22 protein-coding genes are annotated in these 26,838 nt (G+C 71.7%); 11 read left to right on the top strand and 11 right to left on the bottom strand.

The features are described 5' to 3' along the window. Nucleotides 1–2: 2 nt before the first annotated feature. The gene (locus tag IEZ13_RS27425; protein ID WP_183218137.1) at nucleotides 3–848 is read right to left on the bottom strand and encodes a glycosyltransferase; all 846 of its coding nucleotides are present in this window, start codon (nucleotides 846–848) and stop codon (nucleotides 3–5) included. Beyond that, nucleotides 845–2,131 (bottom strand): glycosyltransferase family 4 protein, encoded by a 1,287-nt coding sequence (locus IEZ13_RS27420; protein WP_183218139.1) that lies wholly within the window; start codon nucleotides 2,129–2,131, stop codon nucleotides 845–847. The genes IEZ13_RS27425 and IEZ13_RS27420 overlap by 4 nt, the downstream gene beginning before the upstream one ends. A gap of 414 nt (nucleotides 2,132–2,545) precedes the next feature. Here IEZ13_RS27420 and IEZ13_RS27415 point away from each other — a divergent pair, with 414 nt between their 5' ends. Beyond that, complete coding sequence (locus tag IEZ13_RS27415; RefSeq protein ID WP_183218141.1) at nucleotides 2,546–3,430, top strand: hypothetical protein; 885 nt, start codon at nucleotides 2,546–2,548, stop codon at nucleotides 3,428–3,430. An 11-nt stretch (nucleotides 3,431–3,441) separates the two neighbouring features. Further along, nucleotides 3,442–4,824: an O-antigen ligase family protein gene (locus IEZ13_RS27410; protein WP_183218143.1), complete on the top strand. Its 1,383-nt coding sequence runs from the start codon at nucleotides 3,442–3,444 to the stop codon at nucleotides 4,822–4,824. Nucleotides 4,825–4,831: 7 nt separating this feature from the next. Here the strand turns inward: IEZ13_RS27410 and IEZ13_RS27405 are convergent, their stop codons facing one another. Then, nucleotides 4,832–5,962 carry a hypothetical protein gene (locus IEZ13_RS27405; RefSeq protein ID WP_183218145.1) on the bottom strand — a complete coding sequence of 377 codons (1,131 nt, stop codon included), beginning with the start codon at nucleotides 5,960–5,962 and terminating at the stop codon, nucleotides 4,832–4,834. 323 nt (nucleotides 5,963–6,285) lie between these two features. Here IEZ13_RS27405 and IEZ13_RS27400 point away from each other — a divergent pair, with 323 nt between their 5' ends. From IEZ13_RS27400 to IEZ13_RS27360, 9 genes are all read left to right on the top strand, one after another. Then, nucleotides 6,286–7,131 carry a hypothetical protein gene (locus tag IEZ13_RS27400; protein ID WP_203833879.1) on the top strand — a complete coding sequence of 282 codons (846 nt, stop codon included), beginning with the start codon at nucleotides 6,286–6,288 and terminating at the stop codon, nucleotides 7,129–7,131. Between the two features lie 37 nt (nucleotides 7,132–7,168). Continuing rightward, nucleotides 7,169–8,698 (top strand): acyl-CoA ligase (AMP-forming), exosortase A system-associated, encoded by a 1,530-nt coding sequence (locus IEZ13_RS27395; RefSeq protein WP_183218149.1) that lies wholly within the window; start codon nucleotides 7,169–7,171, stop codon nucleotides 8,696–8,698. Beyond that, nucleotides 8,695–9,921, top strand: a complete 1,227-nt coding sequence (locus IEZ13_RS27390) for a pyridoxal-dependent decarboxylase, exosortase A system-associated (RefSeq protein ID WP_183218151.1) — start codon at nucleotides 8,695–8,697, stop codon at nucleotides 9,919–9,921. Before IEZ13_RS27395 ends, IEZ13_RS27390 begins: the two co-directional genes overlap by 4 nt. A gap of 26 nt (nucleotides 9,922–9,947) precedes the next feature. Beyond that, entirely contained in the window at nucleotides 9,948–10,211 is a 264-nt protein-coding gene (locus tag IEZ13_RS27385; RefSeq protein ID WP_203833878.1) for a phosphopantetheine-binding protein, read from the top strand. A 160-nt stretch (nucleotides 10,212–10,371) separates the two neighbouring features. Continuing rightward, nucleotides 10,372–14,073 carry a DUF4082 domain-containing protein gene (locus tag IEZ13_RS27380; RefSeq protein ID WP_183218153.1) on the top strand — a complete coding sequence of 1,234 codons (3,702 nt, stop codon included), beginning with the start codon at nucleotides 10,372–10,374 and terminating at the stop codon, nucleotides 14,071–14,073. A gap of 130 nt (nucleotides 14,074–14,203) precedes the next feature. Further along, nucleotides 14,204–15,292, top strand: a complete 1,089-nt coding sequence (locus IEZ13_RS27375; RefSeq protein WP_183218155.1) for a glycosyltransferase family 2 protein — start codon at nucleotides 14,204–14,206, stop codon at nucleotides 15,290–15,292. Beyond that, nucleotides 15,289–16,296 (top strand): ABC transporter ATP-binding protein, encoded by a 1,008-nt coding sequence (locus IEZ13_RS27370; RefSeq protein WP_183218157.1) that lies wholly within the window; start codon nucleotides 15,289–15,291, stop codon nucleotides 16,294–16,296. Before IEZ13_RS27375 ends, IEZ13_RS27370 begins: the two co-directional genes overlap by 4 nt. Continuing rightward, complete coding sequence (locus IEZ13_RS27365) at nucleotides 16,293–17,123, top strand: ABC transporter permease (protein WP_183218159.1); 831 nt, start codon at nucleotides 16,293–16,295, stop codon at nucleotides 17,121–17,123. Before IEZ13_RS27370 ends, IEZ13_RS27365 begins: the two co-directional genes overlap by 4 nt. Next, on the top strand, nucleotides 17,120–18,352 hold the full coding sequence (locus IEZ13_RS27360; RefSeq protein ID WP_183218161.1) for a rhamnosyltransferase WsaF family glycosyltransferase: 1,233 nt from the start codon (nucleotides 17,120–17,122) through the stop codon (nucleotides 18,350–18,352). Before IEZ13_RS27365 ends, IEZ13_RS27360 begins: the two co-directional genes overlap by 4 nt. Here IEZ13_RS27360 and IEZ13_RS27355 read toward each other — a convergent pair. Genes IEZ13_RS27355 through IEZ13_RS27320 form a run of 8 tightly spaced genes read right to left on the bottom strand, consistent with a single transcriptional unit; the run spans nucleotide 18,325 to nucleotide 26,645 of the window. Continuing rightward, nucleotides 18,325–19,485: a glycosyltransferase family 4 protein gene (locus IEZ13_RS27355; RefSeq protein WP_183218163.1), complete on the bottom strand. Its 1,161-nt coding sequence runs from the start codon at nucleotides 19,483–19,485 to the stop codon at nucleotides 18,325–18,327. The two genes, IEZ13_RS27360 and IEZ13_RS27355, sit on opposite strands and share 28 nt — an antisense overlap. Next, the gene (locus tag IEZ13_RS27350) at nucleotides 19,485–20,516 is read right to left on the bottom strand and encodes a TolB-like translocation protein (RefSeq protein WP_203833877.1); all 1,032 of its coding nucleotides are present in this window, start codon (nucleotides 20,514–20,516) and stop codon (nucleotides 19,485–19,487) included. Before IEZ13_RS27350 ends, IEZ13_RS27355 begins: the two co-directional genes overlap by 1 nt. Next, nucleotides 20,513–21,739, bottom strand: coding sequence for an MFS transporter (locus IEZ13_RS27345; protein WP_203833876.1), 1,227 nt, complete (start codon nucleotides 21,737–21,739; stop codon nucleotides 20,513–20,515). Before IEZ13_RS27345 ends, IEZ13_RS27350 begins: the two co-directional genes overlap by 4 nt. A gap of 14 nt (nucleotides 21,740–21,753) precedes the next feature. Further along, nucleotides 21,754–22,851: a DegT/DnrJ/EryC1/StrS family aminotransferase gene (locus IEZ13_RS27340; protein WP_183218168.1), complete on the bottom strand. Its 1,098-nt coding sequence runs from the start codon at nucleotides 22,849–22,851 to the stop codon at nucleotides 21,754–21,756. Next, entirely contained in the window at nucleotides 22,848–23,495 is a 648-nt protein-coding gene (locus IEZ13_RS27335) for an acetyltransferase (RefSeq protein WP_183218170.1), read from the bottom strand. Before IEZ13_RS27335 ends, IEZ13_RS27340 begins: the two co-directional genes overlap by 4 nt. Beyond that, on the bottom strand, nucleotides 23,492–24,634 hold the full coding sequence (locus IEZ13_RS27330; RefSeq protein ID WP_229795086.1) for a DegT/DnrJ/EryC1/StrS family aminotransferase: 1,143 nt from the start codon (nucleotides 24,632–24,634) through the stop codon (nucleotides 23,492–23,494). The genes IEZ13_RS27335 and IEZ13_RS27330 overlap by 4 nt, the downstream gene beginning before the upstream one ends. After that, nucleotides 24,616–25,581: an NAD-dependent epimerase/dehydratase family protein gene (locus IEZ13_RS27325; protein WP_183218172.1), complete on the bottom strand. Its 966-nt coding sequence runs from the start codon at nucleotides 25,579–25,581 to the stop codon at nucleotides 24,616–24,618. Before IEZ13_RS27325 ends, IEZ13_RS27330 begins: the two co-directional genes overlap by 19 nt. After that, on the bottom strand, nucleotides 25,578–26,645 hold the full coding sequence (locus tag IEZ13_RS27320; protein ID WP_203833875.1) for a Gfo/Idh/MocA family protein: 1,068 nt from the start codon (nucleotides 26,643–26,645) through the stop codon (nucleotides 25,578–25,580). The genes IEZ13_RS27325 and IEZ13_RS27320 overlap by 4 nt, the downstream gene beginning before the upstream one ends. Between the last annotated feature and the right edge of the window lie 193 nt (nucleotides 26,646–26,838).

Below are 26,838 nucleotides of genomic sequence, written 5' to 3'. Positions count from 1 at the left end.
CCCTAGGAGTCGGATTGCCGGGAGGATTCGTCGCGGCCCCATGCGGCGCCACCGTCACCGGCCCGTTTCGCGGCGACCGCCGCCAGCACGGTGATCGCCACGTAGCAGAGCGCCGCGGGAGCCAGCCACGGCCGCGGCAGGACGACGTCGCGCAGCCAGGAGGACCGGTCCGCGGACCGGACCGGCACGGCGACCTCGCCACGGGCCGCCGCCGCGCGCATCGCGGCGTTGCCGCCGCGGACACGGACCAGGCGGCGGATCAGGTCGCCGGTGCGGCGCGGGGTGGCGACCTTCGAGGTGTACGCCGTGACGTGCGCCTTCTCCTCGCGGGCGAACTGCGAGTCGAGGAAGAGGTCGTCGGCGACCAGGTCGGGGAACCGGCCGAACCGGGCCCGCCCCGTCTCCGACAGCGCCACCACGCCCCGCCCGAACAGGCCGTCGCGCAGCACCGGCATCCGCCCGTGGATCGCGTAGTACGCGCGCACCGGCAGCGGCCGCCCGGAGACGTCAAGCTCCCGGCCGACCGTGGCGGCCGGCGCGCTCTCCAGGGCCGCGGTGAGCGATCGCACCGCGGCGGTGGTCAGCACCACGTCGGCGTCCAGGTAGATGCGCGGGAACCCGGCGGCGGCCTCGTCACCGGCGTTGAGGGCCGGGGACTTCCCGGCGGTCGCCAGGTCGATGACGCGGACGCCCGGGCGGCTCCGGGCGACCGCGACGGTGTCGTCGGTGCACCCGTTGGCGACCACGGTGATGTCGAACTCGCCGGGCCGCGCGTCGCTCAGCAGCGCGTCCAGGCAGCGCCCGATCACCGCCGCCTCGTTGTGCGCGGCGATGACGATGCTGGTCATCCCTGCTTCTCCGGGGCCGGTTCGGTGCTGCCGGCGCGCTGCCGGGGGATCCGGGCGCCGGTCGTGGGCGGCGGCAGGCGCTTGGCGAGCAGCCGCTGGAAGACCGCGGCGTACGGCCCGGCCTGGTGCTCCCAGGACAGCAGGCTCAGGAACCGCTCGCGGCCCAGTTTGCGCATCCGCTGCCGCCGCGCGGGATCGTCGAGCAGCTCGTCGATGGCCTCGGCGAACTCCTCGGGGGCGCCGGTCGGCACGTAGACGCCGGCGTCACCGAGGGTGCGGCGGGTCTCGGTCAGGTCGGCCGCGATCACCGGAAGCCCGCGGCCCACGTACTCGACGGTCTTCGCCATGGTCGACAGGTCGTTCATCCGGGTCGGCAGGTCCGGCTGGACCGCGATGACCGCGTCGCGCAGCAGCTCGTCGACGGCCGGGCCGTCGAGCCAGCCGGTGAACTCGACCACGTCCTCGACCTTGCGCTCGGCGGCGAGGCGGCGCACCGACGGCATGCTCTCGCCGTCACCGGCCAGGATCATCCGCCAGCCGGTGCGGCCCCGCTTGCGGGCCAGCTCCGCGGCGGCCAGCACGACGCCCTCGACGTTGTCCTGGGGGCCGAAGACACCGAGGTAGACGACGTTCAGCACGCCGTCGGCGGGGGTGACCTCGTCGGGTTCGCCGGTGATCTCGCGGCCGGCCGGGCCGTTGCGGACGACGGTCACCTTCTCCGGCCGGACGCCGCGGCGGACCGCGTTGTCCTTGAACGACTCGTTGGTGGCGACCACCTCGGTCGCCGTGCGCAGGGTGAGCCACTCCATCGCGACCAGGATCCGGGTGACCCACCGGTTGGGCTCCCGGGCGATGCCGTCGCTGCCCACCCGGGACGCGTAGACCTCCGGGCACAGGTCGTGGTGGTCGAAGACCCACGGCCGGCCGAGGGCACGCAGCAGCAGGGCGAGCGGCCAGTAGACGTCCGGCGGGTTGCAGACCTGGACGGCGTGCGCGCGCCCGGCCAGGATCTCGCCGATCAGGCGGACCGCGATGCAGAGGAAGGACCAGGCGAACTCGACGGCGAAGGTCAGCACGCCACTGCCGTAGACCTTCACCGGGTACGGCCGGAGCCGGGTGTTCCGACTGCCCGGCAGCACGCGCAGGCTCCTGTCACCGCGTGGCGCGATGACGGTCACCTCGAATCCCGCGGCCTCCAGGGTCAGGCACTCACGGATCACCCGGCGGTCGCGCTCGGCCGGCAGATTGGCGATGAGGATGGTGATGTGCGGGTTTCGAGCCATCGACGCGTTCGTCTCCTTCGAAGTCCGCGGACGACAGTGCCAAGTGGACGCTCGGCGGAGCAACCGGCTGTCCGGCCGGGGCTGAGTCATCCTTTCACCGGCGGTAACCCATAGACCGACATCAGTTCAGAAATCGGGTACGACGTACGTCAGCCGACATCCCAGGGATTGTCCGTACATGATGGACCGGCGACTGCCAGCGAATACGCCGATTTGGGAGGATCCCTTGTGGATCTTCGGGAAATGCGAAACGGTTTGTCAGCTTTATGACAAGGCCTCGGGTTCATGTTCGATGGGAGCCGTCCGGCCGGTTGCCTAAGATCGGGGATGCGGTGGAAACTTGGACACTGCTGCCGTCTCGCGGATCCGTGTCGTGACAGGTCGGCGATTCGACCCGATGACGAGAGGGAAACCGTGGACCTCTGGGACCTGACCAGGCTGCTGCTCCGCCGGTGGTATTTCGCCGTGCCGATGCTGCTGGCCTCGGTCGCGGTGGTGGCCGGTGCCGCCCAGACGGTGGCCCCCGACTACAAGGCCATGGGCTACATGCAGCTGATCCCGGCGCCCAGCACCGGCAAGGCGCCGAACCCGAACGCCAAGCCCCGGCCGGCGAACCCGTGGCTCGACCTGGGTTACGCGGCCCTGGGCAACGCGGCCGCCCTCACCGTCACCAACACGACGACGCTGGAGAAGCTGGCCGCCGAGGGCTATTCGGACAGCATCACCGTGGTCCTCAACGAGCGCACCCCGCTCTTCGAGATCGAGGTCGTCGGGGACAGCCGGGAGCAGGCCTCCGGCACCGTGCAGAAGATCATCAAGCTGCTCCAGGACGACATCGAGGCCAAGCAGAAGCAGTACGGCACGCTCGCCGAGGACACCATCTCCACCCTGGTGATCAACGACGGCAGCGCGCCCGAAGTGGACAGCGGCACCCGCAAGCGGGTGCTCATCGTGGCGGCCGGCCTCGGCGTGCTGCTGACGACCGCGTCCACCATCGCGCTGGACTACTGGCTGCGCCGCCGCGCGAGCCGCCGTGACGGCTCCTCGGGCACGCCGGCCGACGCCGAGCCCACCCCGTCGGAGCCGGCGTCCTCCTCGTCCGAGCGGACCCAGGTCATCCGACCGCAGCCGCCGGCCCAGCCCCCGCGCAACAACGTCTACGCCGGCGAGCGCCGGTCCGAGGAGCAGCGCAACGGGGAGGCCCGTAAGCGGAGCGCGCCGGGCCACCGGGCCGTGCCGGACGCGCCGGTGGACTCCACCGTCGTGCTGCCGGTGTCGCACCCGTCGCACCGTTCCTGAGCCGGCCGGCCATGGCGGCGCCGACACTGCACCATCCGGTCGATCTCGAGCCGTCCCTGATCGCGCCGGGCACGTACACATCCCGCCGTCTGCGGGTGCGACTGGACGTGGCCGGGGTCATCTGCCTGCTGTTCTGCCTGCTCTACGGGCTGCCGGCCACCCTGATCGTGCCGGCGCTGACCTTCGCCGGCCGGCCCGCGCTGCTGCTGGCGCTGGCGCTGTTCGCCTGGTGGGTCCTGGCGCGCCTGAGCCCGCAACTGCTGATGATCGGGCCGCAGCCGTTGCGCTGGGCCTGCCTGTTCTACCTGATGTCGATCCTGGCGTCGTGCCTCGCCGGGATGCTGCGAGGCCTGCCCACCCTGGAGGCGAACGGGCAGACCTTCACGTTGCTGATCACGTTCCAGTTCCTCGGGCTGGTGCTGATGGCGGCCGACGGGATCGCCAACTGGGCCCGGCTTCGCAAGATCATTCAGGTGTTCGTCTGGGCGGCCGCGTTCATGTCGCTGGTCGGGCTCATCCAGTCGCTGTTCGAGTACGACGTCGCCCAGCACCTCGTGGTGCCCGGCCTGGAGCTCAAGTCGGATCTGGCCGACTTCCAGAAGCGTGGTGACGGCCTCTTCCGGGTCGCCGGCACCGCGACCCACTACATCGAGTTCAGTACGGTCCTGGCCATGGCCGTACCCTTCGGTCTGCACTTCGCCCGCTTCGCGAAGAGCCGGCGCAGCCGGATCATGTTCGGCGCGCTGACGCTGGTCATCGCGGTGGCGATCCCGATCGCGATCTCGCGGACCGGCGTGGTGGCGCTCGGCGTCGCCTTCCTGGTCATGTTCATCACCGCGTGGAACTGGCGGGTCCGCTACAACCTGGCGGTGATCAGCATCGCCGTGATGGGCGCGATGAGTGTGGTCCGCCCGGGCCTGCTCGGCACCCTCAAGTCGATGTTCCTGTGGGTGGAGGCGGACCCCAGCATCGAGGGGCGCACCAAGGACTACGAGTACATCGCCCACTGGTTCTCCCAGCGCCCCTGGCTGGGCCGGGGCCCGGGCACGCTGATCCCGGACCTCTACATCATCCTCGACAACCAGTGGCTCTACACCCTGGTGACCTGCGGGATCATCGGTGTCCTGGCGCTGGCCGCGCTGCACCTCACCTGCATCGTGCTGGCGTCGGTCGCGCTGCGCCGCTCGCAGTCGGAGGAGGACCGGCATCTCTGTGCGGCCCTGATCGCCACGCAGGTGCTGGCCATCGTGGTCGGCGGCACCTTCGACTCGCTCGGGTTCACCACCTTCGCCTTCACCCTGGCCGCACTGTCCGGCCTGTGCGGGGCGGTGTGGCGCTTCACCCATCCGCGGCGCACCGTCCGGACCTCCACGGTGCGCCGCATCCTGGGGTGAGGGCGGCTCAGCCGCACTCGGTGATCTTCTTGGTCTCCTTCTTGATCCGGCCGGTCGCCCAGTCGTAGGTGACGACCGCGTTGCCGCCCCACTCGCCGATCTCGCTGCAGGTGACCTCGACCGGGCCGTACGCCGCCGTGCCCTGAACGATCTTGTTGCCGGTCACCGAGGAGAACTGGCCACCGCCCAGCCGCAGCGCGTACCCACCGCCGGCCAGCAGGTTGTCGTCGACCACCCCGCCGTTGTTGCCCTGGCCGTCCGGGATGAAGATCGGAGCGGTGGGGCAGTCGTCCTGCCGCTGGTCGATGGTGTTGTGCCGCAGGGTGATGTGCGGGCCTCCGTAGCCCTGCACGCCGTCGCCGTGCGGGTCCTCGCTGGCGCACAGGCCGGGCGGGACGGCGAGCTGGACGAACGAGTCCTCGATGACGATCGGCCCGGCGCCCGCGCTGCTGCTGCCGCCGGCCCGGAAGCCCTCGATCCGGTTGATGACCTTGCAACGCCGGCAGGTGAAGTCGGCGGTGCCGATGGCGAACTCGCCGTTGGTGGTGAACTCCTGGCCGGGCGGGTTGACCGCCTCCAGCCCGATCATGGTGAGCGGCCCGTAGATGCGGTCGCCGACGAAGTTGTTGATCTGGCCGTAGACCCGGCTGTTGCGGATGGTGACGTTGTCCGCCTGCACCGTGATACTGCCCTTGACCAGGTAGTTCTCGATCGTGGTGCCGGCCTTGCTGATCTTCAGGTCGCCCTCGACGGTCTTCTTCGGCGCCCATCCGGCGGGCACTCCGGCGCACGACTCCGTCGGGTAGGCCGGCAGTGCGCAGCTCCCACCACCGCCGGCCGGGCGGGCCGTCGACCGGCTGGGCGACGCGGACGCCTTGGCGCCGGCCGAGGCGGAGGCGGTCGTGGCCGGGCCGAGCGACATGCTGGGCGGTGCGGGCACCGGTACGGACGGGGCGCCGGCGGAGGCGGCCGGGGGCCCGGCGGGCTCGCCGGCGCCGGTGGTGGCCGGCTCCGCGCCGGGCGCGAACCGGTAGACGGCGGCGCCCGCGGTGGCGGCGACGACGGCGGCGGCCGTGGCGGCGATGGCGATCCAGGGCCGGCGCCGGCGGTGCCCGCCGGGCGTCTGCTGCTGATTCACGACGGTTCTTCCCTCCGATGTCACTTCGGATGGTCCATTGACCGGCTCGTTCACGGTGACAGACAAGAGTAAATGCAATGCGGCACGCCGGGGGCCGCCTATTCGCGCCCGACAGGCTCTATTTCCCGGCCGTTCAGCGGGTTCCGTCGAGTGTGGACGGGATGACATGTTTTCGCGCGGGTCGCCGTGCACCGTAACGGATCATGGCCGGACTTCCGGCGCTCTGACGGGAATCCGCCAGAGCCGGGTGTGACGGCCTTTCGGCGCGGTACGGTCTGCGCGATCGCGAACTTGAAGGGGATTCCGTTTTGGGTGTTCGGGTAGTGCCCATCACCGCCGACGACGTCCGGACGGTCGCGGAGTTCCTCCACGTCAATCTCAACAACCGCGTCCCGGTCGAGGACTGGGTCCGCGCCGTCGACGTGCCGTGGAAGGTGGACGCTCCCGACCACGGGAGGATGCTCCTCGACGAGGACGGGGCGGTGGCCGGCGCGCTGCTCGCCTTCTACTCGGAGCGGGAGATCGGCGGGCGCACCGAGCGGTTCTGCAACCTCGGAGCCTGGTGTGTGCTGCCGGAGCACCGGTTCCACAGCCTGAGACTCCTCAAGGCGCTGCTCGCCCAGCCCGGTTACCACTTCACCGACCTCTCGCCGAGCGGCAACGTCGTACCGATCAACACCCGGCTCGGCTTCACCCTTCTGGACACCGCGACCGCCCTGGTGCCCAACCTGCCGTGGCCGGCCGTTCCGGGCCGCCGCCGGGTCACCGCCGACCCGGACCGCATCCGCCGTGGGCTCACCGGGCCCGCCCTGGCCCGCTACCTGGACCACGCCGACGCGCCCGCCGCCCGGCACGTGTTGCTGACCGACGGCGGCGAGTCGTGCCTGGTGATCTTCCGGCGGGACCGGCGCAAGGGCCTGCCGTTGTTCGCCTCGATCCTGTGGGTCAGCGATCCCGCCCTGTTCCGCCGGATGCGCCGCCGGCTGTTCAGCCACCTGCTGCTGCGTCACGGCGTGCCGCTCACCCTTGCCGAACTGCGGGTGACCGGCCCGCGCCCCGCACTGTCGCGGCTGCTGGGCTCGCCCCGGCGCAAGATGTTCCGCAGCGGGAGCCTGGGCCCGGACGACATCGACTACCTCTACAGCGAGCTGGTCAGCCTCAACTGGTGAGTCCACCGGACACCGACGACAAGGACACAACCGCACCATGCGCACCCGACTGCATGACATCGTCGCCGAGGCCGCCGCCCGGCGCGGTGACGCTCCCGCGCTGACCTACCGAGACGAGACCCTCGACTACGCCGGCCTCTGGGCCGACGTCCGCCGGGTGGCCGGCGGCCTGCGCCGGCTCGGCCTGGCCGATGGCGAACGGGTGGCGGTCTGGACCGAGAAGCGGATCGAGGCGGTCCAGGCGATCTTCGGCGTGTCCGCGGCCGGCGGCGTGTTCGTACCGGTGAACCCGCTGCTGAAAGCCCGGCAGGTGGCCTACATCCTGGCCGACTGCTCGGTCCGGATCCTGATCACCACCCCCGAGCGGTACGCGCTGATCCGCGACGAGCTGGAGCAGGTCAAGTCGGTCGAGACGGTGGTGCTGGCCGGCGACCAGTCCTGGACCGACCTGGTCGCCGGCGAGCCGGAGCCGCCGCTGCCGGGCGGCGTGGACGTGGACGTGGCGGCCATCCTCTACACCTCGGGCAGCACCGGCCGGCCCAAGGGCGTGGTGCTGTCGCACCGCAACCTGCTCACCGGCGGCGCCAGCGTCAGCCGGTACCTGGACAACCGGCCCGGCGACGTGCTCCTGGCCGCCCTGCCGCTCAGCTTCGACGCCGGGTTCAGCCAGCTCACCACCGCCTTCACCGTCGGCGCGCACGTGGTGCTGATGAACTATCTGCTGGCCCGCGACGTCGTCCGGCTCTGCGCCCGGCACCAGGTCACCGGCCTGACCTGCGTGCCCCCGCTCTGGCTGCAACTGGCCGAGCAGAAGTGGCCGGAGGAGGCGACCCGCGCGCTGCGGTACTTCGCCAACACCGGCGGCCGGATGCCGAAGTCCACGCTGGAGCGGCTGCGCGGGCACTTCCCGGCCGCGCGTCCGTTCCTCATGTACGGGCTGACCGAGGCGTTCCGCTCCACCTACCTCGACCCGGCCGAGGTGGACCGGCGCCCCGGCTCGATCGGCAAGGCCATCCCCAACGCCGAGATCCTGGTGCTGCGCCCGGACGGCACGCCCACCGGCCCCGGTGAGGAGGGGGAGCTGGTGCACCGGGGCGCGCTGGTGGCCCTCGGCTACTGGAACGATCCGCAGCGCACTGCCGAGCGTTTCCGTCCCCTGCCGGGCCGGGAGGGCGAACTGGTTCCCGAGATCGCGGTCTTCTCCGGTGACACGGTGATCCGCGACGAGGAGGGCTTCCTCTACTTCGTGGGCCGGGCCGACGACATGATCAAGACGTCCGGGTACCGTGTCAGCCCCACCGAGGTCGAAGAGGTGGCCTACGACAGCGGCCTGGTGCGCGACGCCGTCGCCCTCGGCCTGCCGGACGACACGCTCGGGCAGCGGGTGGTCCTGGTGGCCAGCCCACCGGACGGCGCCGAGCTGGACACCGCCGCCCTGACCGCGGTGTTCAAACGGGAGCTGCCGCTCTACATGGTCCCCCGGGCGATAGTGGCGCGGCCGGTGCTGCCCCGCTCGCCGAACGGAAAGTTCGACCGCAACCTGATCCGCCAGGAGCTGACTCAGTGACCGACCACGCTACGGCGGCTGCCTTCGGCCGGGACGTCGGCCGGCTCACCGTCGGCGGGGTGCCCGTCGACCGGCTCGCCGAGAGAGCCGGCAGCACACCCTTCTTCGCGTACGACCGGCGGCTGCTCACCGAGCGCATCGGGCTGCTGCGGGCCACCCTGCCGCCCGAGGTGAAGCTGAGCTACGCGGTGAAGGCCAACCCGATGCCCGCCGTGGTGCAGCACCTCGCCGGCCTGGTCGACGGCCTCGACGTGGCCTCCGCGCTGGAGATGCGCACCGCGCTGGACACCACGGTGCCGCCGGAGCGGATCAGCTTCGCCGGTCCCGGCAAGACCGACGCCGAGCTGCGTTCGGCGATCGCGGCCGGGGTGACCGTCGAAATGGAGTCGGAGAACGAGGCGGACCGGGTCGCGGCGCTGGGCCGGGTCCTCGGCATCCGGCCGCGGGTCGCGGTGCGCGTCAACCCGGACTTCGCGGTCAAGGGCTCCGGGATGCGGCTCGGCGGCGGCCCGCAGCAGTTCGGCGTGGACGCCGAGCGGGTGCCCGCGCTGCTGAAGGATCTGGAGCGGGCGGACGTCGACTTCCTCGGCTTCCACATCTTCGCCGGCTCGCAGAACCTGCACGCCGACATCCTGGCCGAGGCCCAGCGGCGGACCGTCGACCTGGCCGTCCGGCTGGCCGGGGAGTCGCCGCTGCCGGTGCGGTACCTGAACCTCGGCGGCGGTTTCGGGATCCCGTACCACGACCGGGACGTGCCGCTGGACCTCGCCGCGATCGGCGCCAACCTCACCGAGCTGGTGGCCGGGCCGATCCGGGCCGGGCTGCCGCGGGCGCGGGTCGCGATCGAGCTCGGGCGCTACATCGTCGGCGAGGCCGGGGTGTACGTGACCCGCGTGATCGACCGCAAGGAGTCACGCGGCACGACGTTCCTGGTCGTCGACGGCGGCCTGCACCATCAGCTGGCCGCGTCCGGGAACTTCGGCCAGGTCATCCGGCGCAACTATCCGCTCGGCGTGGCCACCCGGATCGACGGCGAGCCGGAGGAGACGGTGACCGTGGTGGGCTGCCTGTGCACCCCGCTGGACCTGCTGGGCAAGGACGTGTCGCTGCCCCGGGCCGGCGTCGGTGACCTGATCGTCCTGTTCCAGGCCGGCGCGTACGGGCTCACCGCGAGCCCGACCGCGTTCCTGGGTCATCCGGCCCCCGCCGAGATGCTGCTCTGAGCAACGACAACCGGAAGGAAAGTCACGTGAGTGTCACCAGTGCGGACAACCTGGCCGAGGTGCGGGCGCTGCTCGTCTCGGTGCTCGGCATCGAGGACCGGGCCGCCACGCTGGACGCGGCCACCCCTCTGCTGGGCAGCCTGCCCGAGCTCGACTCGATGGCGGTGCTGGAGATCGTCGCGGGGATCGAGGAGCGGTTCGGGATCAGCGTCGACGACGACGAGGTGACCGCCGAGCTGTTCGAGACGCTGGGCAGCCTGGCCGCGTTCGTCGATGAGAAGAGAATCTGACCATCCATTGCGGTACGTCCCCCGAACGGGGGACTCGGCGGCGACTGACGGCGGTCCATTGGGGATGGACGAGCGATGCCCGAGCGCGGGCGCCCCGTTAGCGTTCGGCCGACATCGGTGTGTGTAGTTCTTTGGGGGCAATGGTGGGGGAGTCGACGCGGTGATCGGGAAGTTTGACCTGCCAGGGCTGGTGGCCCGGCGGTCGCGCCGCACGAAGTCTGTGATCAAGGCGGCGGTCGCGGCCGCCAGTTGCGTGGCGGTGATGGTCTCCACCGGCGCTGTCGCTGGCGCCCCGGCCTACGCGGCCGATCCGTGCGCCAGCCCGGTGAACCCGATCGTCTGCGAGAACAGCAAACCGGGGACGCCGTCGGAGGAATGGGACGACATCTGGGGTTCGGGCGACGAGACCGTTCAGGGTTTCGCGACCGACGCCAGCGTCAACGTCGGGCAGACGATCGGCTTCAAGATCAAGGCCGTGTCGGCGTACCGCATCGACATCTACCGGCTCGGCTGGTACCAGGGCGACGGCGCGCGCAAGCTGGACACGCTGCGCCCGCCGCTGGGCGCCCCGCAGCCGGAGTGCGTCACCAACGCCGCCACCGAGATCTACGACTGCGGCACCTGGTCGGTGTCGGCGACGTGGACCGTGCCGGCGAGCACCGTCTCCGGCATCTTCATCGCCAAGCTGGTCATCGAGGAGTCCGGCGACACCAGCCAGATCCCGTTCGTGGTCCGCAACGACGCCAGCACCTCGAAGCTGTACTTCAAGACCTCCGACGCCACCTGGCAGGCGTACAACACCTACGGCGGCTCCAACTTCTACTGGGGCGGCCCGATGGGCCGCGCGGTCAAGCTCAGCTACAACCGGCCGTACGAGACGCGCGGCGTCGCCGGGGGCCGCGACTACCTGTTCGCCAACGAGTACCCGATGCTGCGCTTCCTGGAGCGCAACGGCTACGACGTCAGCTACTTCACCGACCTGGACGCCGACATCCGCGGCAACCTGATTCGCAACCACAAGGCGTTCCTGTCGGTGGGCCACGACGAGTACTGGTCCGGCCCGGAGCGGGCGAACGTCGAGGCGGCCCGGGACGCGGGCGTCCACCTCGCCTTCTTCAGCGGCAACGAGGTCTACTGGAAGACCCGCTGGGAGCCGAGCGTCGACGGTGCGAACACCCCGAACCGCACCCTGGTCTGCTACAAGGAGACCTGGGCAGGCGACAAGATCGACCCGTCCACCGAGTGGACCGGCACCTGGCGTGACCCGCGGTTCACCCCGCCGTCCAACGGTGGCGCCCCGGAGAACGCGCTGACCGGCGTGCTCTACATGTCCAACAACACCGATCTGGCCCTCAAGGTGCCCGCCGCCCAGGGCGAGAACAGGTTCTGGCGGCACACCGCCGCGGCCGGGCAGAACACCGGCGACACCCTCACCCTCGCCAACCACACCGTCGGCTACGAGTCCGACGAGGACCTGGACAACGGCTTCCGCCCGCCGGGCCTGATCCGGCTCTCCACCACGACCGGCCCGGCCCCGGAGTACCTGCTCGACTTCGGGCTGCGGACCGCCCCCGGCACCACCACCCACCACCTCACCCTCTACCGGGCGCCCAGCGGCGCGCTGGTGTTCGGCGCCGGCACCATCCAGTGGGCCTGGGGCCTGGACGAGAAACACGACGGCGAAGCGCAGGAACCGGCCGACCGGGTGATGCAGCAGGCGACCGTCAACCTGCTGGCCGACATGGGCGTACAACCCACGTCGCTGATGTCGAACCTGGTCGCCACCACCGCATCCACCGACACCGTCGGGCCCACCACCACGATCACCTCGCCGGCGGCCGGCTCCGCGATGACCAACGGCGCGAAGGTCACCGTGCAGGGCACCGCCACCGACCTGGGCGGCGGCCGAGTGGCCGGCGTCGAGGTCTCCACCGACGACGGCCAGACCTGGCACCCGGCCACCGGCGGCTCCTCGTGGAGCTACCAGTTCTACGCCACCGGCGCCGCCACCCAGGTGGTCCGGGCCCGTGGCGTCGACGACAGCGGCAACATCGGGACCAGCCCGGCGGTCCGCACCTTCGACCTGAACGGCCCGACCACCCTGTTCGGGCAGCGGGTCCCGCAGATCCCGGTCGCCGACGACGGCTCCGCCGTGACCCTCGGCACCAGGTTCACGCCGAGCACCGACGGCACCGTCACCGGCGTGCGCTTCTACAAGGGCTCCGGCAACAGCGGCTCGCACACCGGCTCGGTGTGGTCGTCGACCGGCCAGCTCCTGCGTACCGGATCGTTCGCCGACGAGACGGCGACCGGCTGGCAGAGGCTGAAGTTCTCCAAGCCGCTGCCGGTCACCAAGAACACCACGTACATCGTCGGCTACTACGCGCCCAACGGCCGGTACGCCGCCGACGACCGCTTCTTCAGCAGCCTGGACTGGAAGTCCGGTCCACTGACCGCACCGCGCGGCCGCACCTCCGGCGGCAACGGGATGTTCCGGGCCGGCAACGGCGTCCCGGTCATCGCCTCGTCGACCGACGCCAACTACTACGTCGACGTGACGTTCGTCGACGGCGAGACGGCGGCGCCGACCGTGCTGACCACCGCCCCGGAGGACGCCGAGATCGGGGTCGCGCTCAACGCCCAGCCGATGGCGGTCTTCTCGAAGCCGCTGGCCGCGTCCTCGATCGCGTTCACCCTGCGTCGCCCGGACGGCACGACCGTCCCCGGCGCCACGGTCTACGACGCGGACACCCGCTCGGTGACCTTCCGGCCGACGGCATCGTTGGACACGGCGGTCGCCTACACCGCCCGGGTCACCGCCCAGGACCTCCAGGGCGTCGCCAGCACCCCGCTGGAGTGGACGTTCACCACGACGCCGTACGCCCAGGTGTCGACCCTGTTCGCCCCCGACGCGACACCCGGCGCCGCGTCGTCCGGTGACTCCGACGCCATCACGCTGGGCGCCCGGTTCAAGCCCACGGTCGACGGCCTGGTGATCGGCGTCCGGTTCTACAAGGGCCCCGGCAACAACGGCATCCACACCGGCACGCTCTACGGGCCCGGCGGCCAGATGGCCAAGGCGACCTTCGGCACCGAGTCGGAGTCGGGCTGGCAGTCCGTGCACTTCGCGCAGCCCGTCGACGTGACGGCCGGTGTGACGTACACGGTGGCGTACTGGGCGCCGAACGGCAACTACGCCTACGACCCCGGCTACTTCAACGAGGCACGCATCGCCCCGGACCGCACCATGACCGCCGCGACCGGCGCCAACGGGGTGTACGCCTACGGCAGTGACCGGTTGCCGGAGAGCACCTACGGCGCCACCAACTACTGGGTGGACCCGCTGTTCGTGCCGGACGGCCCGCCGCCGCCCGCCGAGCAGCCGGACCCGCCGGCCGGATCGTCGACGATCCTCGGGTCGGCCACCCCGGCGGTGGAGAACTTCGACGACAACTCGGGCATCGAGGTCGGTGTGAAGTTCCGCTCCGACGTCGCCGGCAAGGTGCACGGCATCCGGTTCTGGAAGGGCACGCAGAACACCGGCACCCACCGCGGCACCCTGTGGACCGCGGGCGGGCAGGAGATCGCCTCCGGGACGTTCGAGTACGAGACCGGCTCCGGCTGGCAGACCCTGCTGTTCGACAACCCGGTGGACATCTCCGCGAACACCACGTTCGTGGCGTCGTACCGGACGAGCAGGGGCTACTACTCGGCCGACCTGAACGCCTACGCCAACGGGCACGACAACGCACCCCTGCACGTGCCCCCGGCCGGAGGTGTCTTCACCTACGACGGCGGGTTCCCGAACTCGGCCTCCAACCACAACTTCTGGGTCGACGTCTACTTCATCCCGAACAACTGACGCCAGGGACGGGGCCGGTACGCACGTGCCGGCCCCGTCCACACCGGACGGTCGGGATCCCGACGACAGGAAGAATATTGATGCCCGCCGAAACTAGGCTGACCGTGAGCCGAGAGAGAAGGGCTGGCCGGTGCGGAAGGTAACCCCCCGGGCGCTGACGGACCGGCCCCGGGTCACCGTCGTGATCCCCTGCTACAACTACGGCCACTTCCTCGCCGAGTGCCTCGAGACGGTCTTCGCCGACGCCGACCAGGTCGACGTCGACGCCCTGATCGTGGACGACGCGTCACCGGACGGCAGCGCCGAGGTGGCCCGGCGGATCGCGGCGGAGGACCCACGGGTCACCGTGATCGCCCACGAGACCAACAAGCGGCACATCGCCACGTACAACGAGGGCCTGGCCGCCGCCGAGGGCGAGTTCGTCGTCCTGCTCTCCGCCGACGACCTGCTCGCGAAGGGCTCCCTCGCCCGCTCCGCCGCGCTGCTGCGGGCACATCCCGAGGTCGGCCTGGTGTACGGCTTCTCCCGCCGGTTCTTCGGCACCCCACCGCCACCGCGGACCACCCTGCGGTCCTGGTCCATCTGGGACGGGCCGGAGTGGGTCGGCCGGGTGACCCGCACGGCCACCAACCCCATCTACACCCCCGAGGTGATGATGCGGGCCAGCACGATGCGCGACCTCGTGGGGTACGACGCCCGGCTCCCGCACGCCGCCGACTACCACCTGTGGCTGCGCGCCGGCACCCGCGCCGCGATCGGCCGGGTCAACGGCGTCGACCAGGCGTTCTACCGGGTCCACGGGGCCAACATGCACACCGGCGAGTACTCCGGCGACGTCCTCGACGTGGAGCAGCGTCACCTCACCCTGCGGATCCTGTTCGAGGAGGACGGCGACCGGCTGCCCGGCGCCGGCCGGCTGCGCGACGACGCGTACCGCGCGCTGGCCCGGGAGGCCCTGATCCTGGCCTGCCGGCCCTACGAGCGTGGCCGCCCCGGCGCTGCCGAGGCCGAACAGCTGGCCCGCCTCGCCGAACTGGCCGGTGAGATCTGGCCGGCGTCCGAGGACAGCGCACTACGGCGAACCTACGAGCGGTACGCCGCGGGCCGTGGCCCCGTCGTCCCCGTCCCTGTCACGGCGCTGCGCGACCGCGCGGTGCTCCACCTCGGATGGCGCCGCTGGCGTCACTCCGGCATCTCCCCGGCGGTACGGTCACTGTGACGAGCACTTCCGTGGACGGCGACGACGTCATCGTCCTGTCCGGCCTGACGAAGCTCTACGAACCCACCCCGCGATGGATGCGGATCTTCGCCCGCTCACACCTGACCGAGCCGGTCAAGGCACTCGACGGCGTCGACCTGACCGTCCGGGCCGGCGAGATCTGCGCGATCGTGGGCCCCAACGGCGCCGGCAAGACCACCATGTTCCGGATCCTGGTGGGCCTCACCACCTCGACCGGCGGCACCGCCACCATCATGGGCCTGGACGCCGGCCGCGACTCCGAACAGGTCCGCCAGGTGGTCGGCTGGATGCCGTCCGAGGACCGCAGCCTGCTCATGCGCGCCACCTCCAAGGAGAACCTCCAACTGCACGGCCGCCTCCAGGGCATGCCACGCCGTGAACTCGCGGAGCGGATCCCGTACGTCCTGGAGACGGTGAACCTGACCGCCCAGACCGAGTCGGTCGTGGCCGGCCTCTCGGCCGGCATGCGGGCGCGGCTGCGGCTCGCCCGCGCCCTGCTGCCCGGCCCGCGCGCGCTGATCCTGGACGAGCCGACCGGCGCCGTCGATCCGATCGCCGCGCACGGCCTGCTGACCCTGATCATGGACCTGGTCAAGCAGGAGCGCCTCGCGGTGCTCATCTCCTCGCACCGGCTGGAGGAGATCGAGGCCCTCCAGTCACACGCGCTGCTGATGGACCGGGGCCGGGTGAACTACTCGGGCGACCTGGACAGCCTGCGCCGCGAATGGGACCGGCCGGTCGTCGAGTTCGTCCTCGACACTCCCGCCGACGCCTACGCCGTGGCGGACAACCTGGCCGCTCAAGGGCTCGAGGCCCACGTCGACGACACCTCGGTGCGCTGCGGGCACGCCGGTGACGAGCCGGTCGGCGCGGTGCTGGCCCGGCTCGGCCCGCTGGCCGCCTCGATCCGCCACGTGCGGGAGCACCCGATGCCCCTGCGCGACCTCATCGCCCGCGTGTACGAACGGGGAACGAAGGCATGACATCCGTCTACCCGGCCACGGTCAACAAGCGCAGCCGGTTCACCAAGGTCGTCGACACGCTCGAGGCGTACATCCGGATCGACCTGGTCGAGGAGCGGATGTTCCCGGCCTCGACGATCATGCGCTATCTCGCCGTGGTGTTCCCGGTGCTGCTCTACTACTTCCAGAGCACCTTCCTGACCATCTCCGACGAGCTGTTCATGACCATGCTCATCGGCGCCGCGGTGATCGCCGGACTGCAGGACGCGCTGACCGGCCTCACCGGGCGGCTCAACTTCGCGATGGAACGCGGCACCCTGGAGACCTACCTGGTCGAGCCGGTGCCGTGGGCGCTCATCCCGGTCGCGATGAACATCTGGCGCAGCGTCACCGGCGCCCTGCTGGCCTGCGTCATGGTGGCGCTCGGCTGGCTGCTCGGCGGCCCGGTCCACGCCCCCGGCATCCCCGCCGCGCTGCTGGTGCTCTTCCTCGGCATCCTGGCGTGCAACGCGCTCGGCTCCTTCGCGGCGAGCTTCATCCTGCTGTTCAAACGGGGTGAGCCGGTCGTGATGCTGTACAGCCTCGCGGCCTCGGTCCTCGGTGGCGCGCTCTTCCCGATCGAGGTGCTGCCGGTCTGGATCCGCTGGGCCAGCTATCTGGTGCCGCATTCGTACGTGATCGCCGCCGAACGCCGGCTGCTGATCCCCGGGACGCCCGCCGAGGGTCTGTCCCCGCTGGCCGCGACGCTGATCCTGGCCGGTTTCACCCTGGTCACCTTCGTGGCCGGCATGTTCGTCTTCGACCGCTCGCTGCGCCTGGCCCGCCGACTGGGGATCCTGAGCATATGAGTCCCGACCTGCGCCGACTCAACGCCCGCCGCCGCGAGGCCGTCCGGCTACTCCGGGATTCGGGGGTGCGCGGGATCGCGCAACGCGCCGCCCGGGTCGCTTACCGGCGGCTGGGGGCCTCCGAACTGGAGACCCAGATCGACCTGGACTACATGGCCGACTCCCGGGATCTGCGGCTCATCGTGCCCGGGAAGCGCCCGGAACGGGGCACCCCGCTGACCGTCGGCTGGATCTGCTCGCCGCCCGGCGCCGGCTCGGGCGGGCACACCACCTTCTTCCGCATGATCGAGGGGATGGAGGCGGCCGGCCACACCTGCGTGCTCTACCTGTACGACCCGTTCCGTGGCGATCTGGCCCGGCACGAGCGGGTGATCCGGCAGTACTGGCCGGGCGTGCGGGCCGAGGTGCGGTCGGTGGCGGACGGGCTCGCCCCGCTCGACGCGTACGTCGCCTCGGCGTGGGAGACCGCGCACGTGCTGGCCGCGCGCGCCGACCTGCCGACCCGGCGGCTCTACTTCGTCCAGGACTTCGAGCCGTTCTTCTACCCGCAGGGCTCGCACTACGTCCTGGCCGAGGACACCTACCGGTTCGGGTTCCGGTCGATCACGGTGGGGCCGATGCTGGCGAACCTGCTGCGGGACCGGTTCGGGGTGACGGCGGCGGTGGCGAACTTCGGGATCGACACGAACATCTACGGGCTCACCAATCCGGCGCCGCGAACCGGTGTGGTGTTCTACGCCAAGCGGGATGTGCCGCGCCGTGGGTTCCTGCTCGGTCTGCTGGCCCTGCGGGAGTTCCATCGGCGCCACCCGGAGCAGCCGATCCACATCTTCGGCGATCCGACGGTCGAGGTGCCCTTCCCGGCGATCAACCACGGGGTGCTCAAACCGGCGAAGCTCGCCGCCCTCTACAACGACTGTGCGGCCGGGATCGCGATGTCCTTCACCAACCTGTCGCTGGTGCCGGACGAGATGCTGGCCTGCGGAGTGGTGCCGGTGATGGCCGAGTCCGAGTACGCCAAGGTGACGCTGGACAATCCGCATGTGCGGTGGGCGCACCCGACGGCGTACGGGCTGGCCGAGGCGATCGGCGGGATCGTCGGCGGCGACCGGCCCGCGCCGGAGGTGGTCGCCGCCAGCGTCCGGGCGACGCCGTGGGACGACGCGAAACGGGTGACCCGGGAGACCATCGAGGACGAGGTCTACGGCGCGCCGGCCGCCTCCCGGTAGGCGCCGGTCAGCACGGCGCCCGCCGCCGACCAGGTCAGCTCCCCGGCTCCGCGGACACTCGCGGCGCGGAGCCGGGCGAGAAGCGCCGGGTCGGTCCACAGCGAGCGCAGCCGTTCGGTCAGCGCGTCCACGTCGCCGGCCGGGTGGAACAGCGCGTCCACCCCGTCGGTGCCGGGGGCGCCGCTGTGGTCGGAGACCACGAGCACGCACCCGCACGCCCGGGCCTCGTAGGTGACGAGCGCGCTGCCCTCCTCCACCGAGGGCAGCACCAGCACGTCGCAGTCGCGCATGAGGGCCGCCGGATCGGGCACGTGGCCGGCCTCGGTGACGCTGGGGTGGGCGAGCAACTCCTCGATGACCCGCCGGTAGCCGGGTTCGATGGTTCCGGCGATGACGAACCGGCCGCCGGCGTCGGCGGCGCCGCAGCGCAGCCAGGCCCGGAGCGCGTCGTGCAGTCCTTTGCGCGGTTCGCCGCGCCCCACGAAGCCGACGGTGAACGGCCGTCCGGAGTCGTCGCGGCCCTCGGTGTGGAAGCGGCCGGGGTCGTAGCCGTAGCGGTGCCGCAGCAGCCGGCCCGCCGGTGTGCCGGCGTCGAGGAAGGTGCGCGCCACGAAGTCGGACGGGCAGAGCAGGCGGCCGGCCAGTGCGTACTCGCGCTCCTCGATGGCCAGCTTCTCGGGTTGCCGGGCGTGCGGGCTGGACGGATCGACCGGGATGCCGAGGTCGGCGCAGACCTTCTCGACGGCGTCGAAGGCGAATCCGGTGTGCGCGTTCGGCCGTTCCAGGACGCTGGGCACCCCGAAGCGGCGGGCCGCGGTCAGGAGCCGCTCGGACCGTAGCGGCCAGGCGTGCACCAGGTCGATGCGGCCGGCGAGGCGGCGCAGGGCGGCCGCGGCCCGGCGGTCGTGCCAGTCCAGGGCGCGCAGGTAGCCGACGACCCGGAACGGCACCTTGAACCCGGCCGGGCGCAACGTCTCGACGACCCGGACGCCGGGCGGCAGCGGCCGCTCGTTGCTGGCGCAGAGCACGGTGACCTCGGCGCCGTGCTCGGCGGCGCCGCTGACCTGATGCCAGGCGGTCATGCCGATGCCGGAGACGCCGAGCCGGGTGGGGAACGAGTACAGGACGCGCATCAGGAGCCTTCCTCGCCGCGGACCACCGCGGGCGACCATGCGTCGTGGATGAGCAACTGTGGCCGGCCCGTGCCGTCGGCGGAGACCCGCCACACGTCGCTGGACGCGGTGCCGGCGGTCTCCCGCGGAAGTCCGTAGACGACGGTCCGGTCGTCGAGCCATTCGACCTGGTCGTCGATGCTGCGGGTCTCGGCCAGCAGGGTCTCGGCGCCGGTACGCAGGTCGTAGACGGCCAGCCGCCACCTTCCGGCGGGCAGGTCGCCGTGCTTCTTGAAGGCGACCCGGGTACGGTCCGGCGACAGCGACGGGCACTCGACGTCGTCGTGCAGGGCGGTGACGGCACGGGCGGAAAGGCTGCCCTCGACCAGCCACGTCCGCGCGCCCGACGCGGCGGTCGCGTAGAACCGGTCCCCGTCGAGGAACGTGACGCCCCACAGGTTCTTGTCCACCGACGTGACGACCCGGCCGTCGACGGTCAGCGTGAACTTCTCGATGTCGCCGACGACCTCGCCGTCCACCCGGGTGACCACGGTACGGGTGGAGAACTGTCCCGGGTTGGCGTAGGAGTCGCCGAAGACGAACGTGGTGGTGGCGGCCAGTGTTCCGTCCCGGGACAGCCGGGCCCGGCTCGGTATGCCGGTCAGCGGCAGATCCCGGACCGGCGCCCACGAGGGGTCCAGCAGCCGCGCCTGGTAGGTGGTGACCAGCCCGCGTTCGGCGGAGAGACAGATCGCGTCGGCGGCGGTGGCGTAGACGCGTTCGCAGGAGGCGGGGGTGAGCGTCCGCGGCCCGTCGGGAGCGGTCAACGGGACGACCGCGACCTTGCCGTAGCCTGCGCCGAGGGCTGTGCTGCGGAACACAAGATGCGGCTCGGCGCGCACGGTGGCCAGGTCGGCGCCCGGCGGGACCGGCGGTGCGGCGGCCACCGTACGGGCCTGGTCGCGGCGCACGTTCCACACGTAGGCGCCGGCGCCGGCCACGGCGACGATCAGGACCGTGACCAGGACGGCGACGCGGTTGCGGAGGCTCACCGTGCCGCCTCGGCGCCGCGCAGCATCCACGCCGCGACTCCGATCGCCACGACCAGGAACGCGGCGAACAGCAGCAGCGACACGGCGGGCCCCCGTACCGCCCACAGCACCCCGAAGGTCAGCGACGACGCGAACCGGGCCAGCACCACCACGGTCTGCGCGGCCGCGATGCCGCTGCCCCGGGTCTCCGCCGGGACCAGCCGGCTGACCAGCGCCGGCAGGACCCCGTCGGTGGCCGCGTAGAACACCCCGAGCAGCAGCAGGACGGCCAGGGTCAGGCCGGGGCCGCCGGACGGCAGCGCGCCCAGCAGGTAACACGCGAGCAGGGCGCCGTGCCCGGCCACCAGGACACGGGCGCGGCCGAACCGGTCGGCCAGGCGGCCCATCGGTACGGCGAGCGCCAGGTAGGCGATGTTCGTACCCACGTAGAGAAGCGGGAAATAGACGGCCGCGACGTCATCGCGCTCCTGGAGTGCCAGGTAGAGGAATCCGTCGCCGACGGTGAGCAGGCCGAGCAGCCCGGCCGCGATCAGCGGCCGGCGCAGCCGCCGCCCACCCACCTCACGCAGCACCCGGCGCAGGCCGGTCCGGGCGGACGGGGCGGTGGTGCGCAGGTTCGGCACGAACAGCACCAGTACGGCGACGCCCACCACGGCGAACGCGAACGACACCACGAAGATCGAGTCGTAGCTGCCGGGCACGCTCCACAGCAGCGCGAACGCGACAAGCGGTCCGAGCGCCGCGCCGATCGTGTCGAGGGCACGGTGCACGCCGAACGCGCGGCCCAGCATCGCCGGATCGGACGCCTCGGCGATCAGCGCGTCCCGGGGCGCGGTCCGCAGGCCCTTGCCGAGACGGTCCGCGGTGACCACGGCGGTGATCGCGGCGAAGCCGGTGGCCGCGAGCATCGCGATCCGGCTGATCGCGGAGGCGCCGTACCCCACGACCGCCACCCACTTGGGCTGCCCGCCACGGTCACCGGCGTAGCCGCCGGCGATGCGCAGGAACGCGCTGACGCCCTGGTACACGCCGTCCAGGAAGCCGTACGCCACCGGGCTCAACCCGACCGCCGCCGTCAGGTACAGCGGCAGCACCGACGCCACCATCTCGGAGGAGACGTCGGTGAGCAGGCTGACCGTGCCCAGCAGCAGCACGGTCGCGGAGACCTTCCCGGCCGTGGGCCCGATTCCGTCGGCCGGGCGGTCCCGGATCGTCACATACACGGTGCGGCTTTTCCTCAGGGGCGTAGCGCCCCGGCCAGGGCCTCGGCCACGCGGGCCTGCTGGTCCGGGGTGATCTGCGGGTAGATCGGCAGGGACAGGATCTCCGGGGCCACCCGCTCGGCGTTCGGGAACGAGCCGCCGAGCGACGCGAACGCGCCGGTCCGGTGCACCGGGACGGGGTAGTGGATGGCGGCGCCGACCCCGGCCGCGTTCAGTCTCGTGAGCACCTCGTCGCGGTTCGGCACCCGGACACAGTAGATGTGCCACACGTGCACGTTGCCGTCCAGGGTGACCGGGCGGATCACCTCGCCGAGCCCGGCGAGCAGCTCGTCGTAGCGGGCGGCCGCGGCCCGGCGCCGCTCGTTCCACGAGGCCAGCCGGGCCAGCTTGGCGCGCAGCACGACCGCCTGGAGACCGTCGAGGCGGCTGTTCACGCCGACCAGGTCATGGTGGTATTTGCGCAGGCCACCGTGACTGCCGAGGGTGCGGACCGTGGTGGCCCACTCCTCGGAATCGGTGGTGACGGCGCCGGCGTCACCGTAGGCGCCGAGGTTCTTGCCGGGGTAGAAGCTGGTCGCCGCGATGCCGTCCACACCGGAGCCCCGCCCGTGCCGGGTGGCGCCCTGCGACTGCGCGGCGTCCTCGACGACGACGATGTCCCGGCCGCCGATCCCGGCCCGGAGCTGTTCGACCGGGGCGAGCTGGCCGTACAGGTGGACCGGCACGACGGCCCGGGTCCGCGGCGTGATCGCGGCGAGCGCCGCCTCGACGTCGATCAGATAGGTACGCGGATCGCAGTCCACCAGCACGACCTCGGCGCCGGTGCGGGCGACCGCCTCGGCGGTGGCGATGAACGTGTTGGCCGGCAGGATCACCTCGGTGCCGGGGCCGACACCGACCGCCTTGAACGCCAGCTCCAGCGCGTCGGTGCCGTTGGCCACGCCGACGCAGTGCGGCAGCCCGGAGAACGCGGCGTACTCCCGCTCGAACGCGGCCACCTCGGGCCCGCCGATGAACGCCGTGTCGGCGATGATGCGCTTGAATCCGGCCTCGACCTCCTCGGCCACCTCCGCGTGCGCGGCGGCCAGGTCGACGAGCGGGATGCGGGTCATGATCTTTGCCTTTCCGGGGCGGAGGACTTGCGGAGGAAACGGGCCGGGCTGCCGGCCCAGACCTCGGCCGGGGGCACGTCGCGGAGCACGACCGAGCCCATCCCGACCAGGGACCAGGCGCCGACGGTCACGCCCTCGCGCAGCAGCGCGCCGGCGCCGACGTAGGCGCCCTCGGACAGGATCACCCCGCCGCCCAGCCGCACCCCGGACGCGATCGTCACGTACGGGGCCACCAGGTCGTCATGGGTGAGCACGGCCTGCGGCATGACCGCCACGTGGGCGCCCACGGTGACGTCGGCGGTCAGCACGGCGCCGGCCAGCAGCACGGTGCCTTCGCCGACGGTGCTGCCGGCGCCGATCGACACCGAGGGGTGTACGACGGTCGCGTACCGCCGCGGGGGCAGGGCGAGGCGCTCGACGATGCGCCGCCGGGCGGTGTAGGCACGTGGATTGCCCACGCACACCACCACGGCGGCGTCCATCCCGAGCACGCTGTCGACCGGCCCGAGGATCGGCAACCCGGAGCGCTGGGTCCCGTGCAGCGCCGGATCGTCGTCGACGAAGCCGAGGACCCGCCAGCCGGTGGCGGCCGCGGCCGTCTCCCGGGCGAAGCCACCGGCTCCGACGATGACCAGGTCCTTCACCGGGTGGCCAGCTCGCGCAGCACCCCGACGATGTGGTCCTGGTCAGCTTCGGTCAGCCGGTGGTGCAGCGGAAGGATCAGCGACTCCCGGGTGATCCGCTCGGTCACCGGCAGCGGGCAAGGTGTCACGTCCGCGTAGGCCGGCTCCAGGTGCGCCGCCATGATGCCCCGGCGGGCCGACACCCCCTTGGCCGCGAGCTCGGAGAGAACCTCGTCCCGTGCTCTTCGGTAGGCCGGAGTGAGCAGCACCCAGAACGACTGGTAGTTCGTCTGTCCATAGGCCGGATCAGTAACGGGGATGAGTCCGTTGACATCCGATAGAAGCCGCTGATAGCGGGCGGCAAGCTCCCGTCGTTGTGCGACCAGCCCCGCCAGCTTGCCGAGCTGCACCAGCCCGACCGCGGCCTGGATGTCCGTCATCCGGTAGTTGAAGGCCGTCTCCAGATAGGCCTCCAGCACCGGCTGCTTCGACGCGTGCCGATCGGCCGCGGACACGTTCATGCCGTGCTCACGCAGCCGCTTCAGCCGGGCCGCGGCCTCCGGGGAGTCGACGGTGACCATGCCACCCTCGCCCGTGGTGATCAGTTTGCGTGGGTGGAACGACCAGGCCGCCACCCTCGCGCCGGTGCCGGCCGGGGCGCCGTAGGCGGTGGATCCGGCCGCGCACGCGGCGTCCTCGACCAGGCCGATGCCCCAGTCGTCGGCGGCCTTGCGCAGCGCGACGGTGTCGAACGGCACGCCGCCCTGATGCACCGCGATGACCGCCCGGGTCCGCGGCGTGCGCACCGCGTCGACCGTCTCCACCGTGACGTTCCCGGTGGCCAGCTCGACGTCGGCGAAGACCGGGGTGGCGCCCACGTAGCGGACCGCGTTGGCGGTCGCGATGAACGACAGCGACGGCACGATCACCTCGTCGCCGGGCCCGACGTCGAGCAGCACCAGCGCGAGATGCAGGCCGGTGGTGCAGGACGACACCGCCACACCGTGCCCGGCGCCGACCGCGGCCGCGAACTCCTGCTCGAACCGGGCGACCCGCGGCCCCTGCGCGACCCAGCCGGAGCGGACCGCCTCGGCGGCGGCCTGCGCCTCCTCCTCCCCGAGGTCGGGGATCATCACCGGGATCACTGGGACGACCGCCACCAGTCGACCAGGCCCTGGAGGCCCTCGGTGAGGGTGAGCTGCGGCTTCCAGCCCAGCCGCTGCTCGGCGAGGGAGATGTCGGCCAGGCGGCGGGTGACGCCGTTGACCGCGCGGGCCGGCCCGTGCTCCGGCGCCAGGTCCGACTTCATCACGGCGCTGAGCGCGGCGGCCAGCTCCCTGAGGCTGGTCTCCTCGTGGCTGGCGATGTTGAACACCTCGTCGGTGACGTCCGCCCGTGCGGCCAGGATGTTGGCGCGGGCGATGTCGGCGACGTGGACGAAGTCCATGGTGGCCAGCCCGTCGCCGAGGATCAGCGGGGGAGTGCCGGCCTCGATCCGCTCCATCCAGCGGATCAGCACCTCGGTGTAGAGACCGTGGATGTCCATCCGTGGCCCGTACACGTTGAAGTAGCGCAGGGCCACGTAGTCCAGGTCCCTCATGGCCTTGAAGCTGCGCAGCGCCGCCTCGTTGAACGCCTTCGCCGCCCCGTAGAACGTGTCGTTGTTGTACGGGTGGTGCCGCTCGGTGGTCGGGAACTCCTCGGCGAGCCCGTAGACCGACGCCGACGACGACGCGATCACCTTCTTGACACCCGCGTCGGCGGCCGCCTCGATCACGTTGAAGGTGCCGTCGACCAGCACCTCGTTGGCGAGCCGGGGCTCCTCGGCGCACTGGGTGATCCGGATCGCGGCCAGGTGGAACACCAGGTCCTGGCCCTCGGTGAGCGACCGGACCAGCGAGTTGTCCCGGATGTCGCCGTCGACGAGCCGGACATTGCCGGATCCCAGCGCCCACGCGAGGTTGTCGCGCCGGCCGCGTACGAGATTGTCGAGAACGACGATCTCCGAGGCGCCCCCGCGAACCAGCTCGTCGACGACGTGCGAGCCGATGGTGCCCGCCCCGCCGGTCACGAGAGCGCGCGCGCCCTCGATCGGTACCCCAGTCACGCCGTGTGCCCTTCGCTCAGCTTGATCATGGTCCCGCCCTCGGCCAGGCTGCGTGAGGCCGCCTGGAGGAGCTCCAGCACCCGCAGCCCGGACCGGCCGTCGGTCAGTGCGGGTGTGCCGGTGGTGATGGCCCGCGCGTACTCCTCGACCATGGTGCGCAGCGCCTCCCGCTCGGTGAGCGCGGGCGCGACCATGTCGCCGGACCGGTACGACACGAGGATGTCCCGCCGCTGCTCGTCACCGAGCTCCTCGGGGGACGCCACGTCCACCCCGCGGTCGTAGATCGACAGCCGCTGGCTGGGGTTCAGGTCGTCCCACACGAGGGTCCGCTTCGACCCGCCGAAGATCGCGGTGCGCACCTTCACCGGGGACAGCCAGTTGACGTGGATGTGCGCGATCGCCCCGTTGCTGAGCTGCAACGTCAGGTACGCCACGCAGGCCCGCCCGGCGCCGATCCCGTCCGCGCCGTGCGCCGCCACCGCGATCGGCCGGACCGCGGGCGGCAGCACGAAGTCGAGAATCGACAGGTCGTGCGGCGCCAGGTCCCACACCACGTCGATGTCGCGCTGCACCAGGCCCAGGTTGATCCGCACCGAGTCGAGGAAGTGCAGCTCGCCCAGCTCGCCGGCGGCCAGCAGGTCGCGGATGCGCAGCACGGCCGGGGTGTAGCAGTAGGTGTGGTCGCACATCAGGGTGAGCCCGCGCCGGTCGGCCTCGTCGACCAGTTGCCGGCCCTCCTCGAAGGTGGCCGCGAGCGGCTTCTCCACCAGCACGTGCTTGCCGGCGCGCAGCGCGGCCAGGGCGACGGGCAGGTGGCTGCCGGCCGGGGTGGCGATGGCGACGGCGTGCACGCCCGGGTCGGCGAGAACCTCGTCGAGGTCGGCGGAGACTCCGACGGTGGAGTAGCCACCGAGCACCTTCCGGGCCCGATCGACGTCGAGGTCGCAGAGCCACCGCAGATGGAAGGCGGGGCTGCCCTGGAAGTTGCGGACGAGGTTGGGGCCCCAGTAGCCGGCCCCGATGACGGCCACGCCGATGGGCTCGTCGGGCGCGTGAGAGGTCACAGGAATCCGTTCGTCGAAGTGGCGGACGCGGTCCGTCGGGAAAGCTATCGATCCCTTGTGGCCGGACGCCAGATCACTGACGGATTTACGGCGGAGCCGGGGTCAAGGCGAACCCTTCGGCCGATCGGGGGACCCCTCAATGGCCATTTTGGACTCCTATGTCGGCTGGCTGACAACGTCGTCGGGCGCCTGC

Source organism: Actinoplanes campanulatus (genome assembly GCF_014647795.1).
GTDB classification, from domain to species: Bacteria; Actinomycetota; Actinomycetes; order Mycobacteriales; family Micromonosporaceae; genus Actinoplanes; species Actinoplanes campanulatus.
Note: the sequence above shows the minus strand (reverse complement) of the source record. Positions and strands in the feature narration are given on the sequence as shown.

What these genes read in the sequence shown, in the direction of transcription:
- IEZ13_RS27425 (WP_183218137.1), bottom strand. Translation starts at nt 848, where the DNA reads ATGACCAGCATCGTCATCGCCGCGCACAACGAGGCGGCGGTGATCGGG.
- IEZ13_RS27420 (WP_183218139.1), bottom strand. Translation starts at nt 2,131, where the DNA reads ATGGCTCGAAACCCGCACATCACCATCCTCATCGCCAATCTGCCGGCC.
- IEZ13_RS27410 (WP_183218143.1), top strand. Translation starts at nt 3,442, where the DNA reads ATGGCGGCGCCGACACTGCACCATCCGGTCGATCTCGAGCCGTCCCTG.
- IEZ13_RS27395 (WP_183218149.1), top strand. Translation starts at nt 7,169, where the DNA reads ATGCGCACCCGACTGCATGACATCGTCGCCGAGGCCGCCGCCCGGCGC.
- IEZ13_RS27365 (WP_183218159.1), top strand. Translation starts at nt 16,293, where the DNA reads ATGACATCCGTCTACCCGGCCACGGTCAACAAGCGCAGCCGGTTCACC.
- IEZ13_RS27360 (WP_183218161.1), top strand. Translation starts at nt 17,120, where the DNA reads ATGAGTCCCGACCTGCGCCGACTCAACGCCCGCCGCCGCGAGGCCGTC.
- IEZ13_RS27355 (WP_183218163.1), bottom strand. Translation starts at nt 19,485, where the DNA reads ATGCGCGTCCTGTACTCGTTCCCCACCCGGCTCGGCGTCTCCGGCATC.
- IEZ13_RS27340 (WP_183218168.1), bottom strand. Translation starts at nt 22,851, where the DNA reads ATGACCCGCATCCCGCTCGTCGACCTGGCCGCCGCGCACGCGGAGGTG.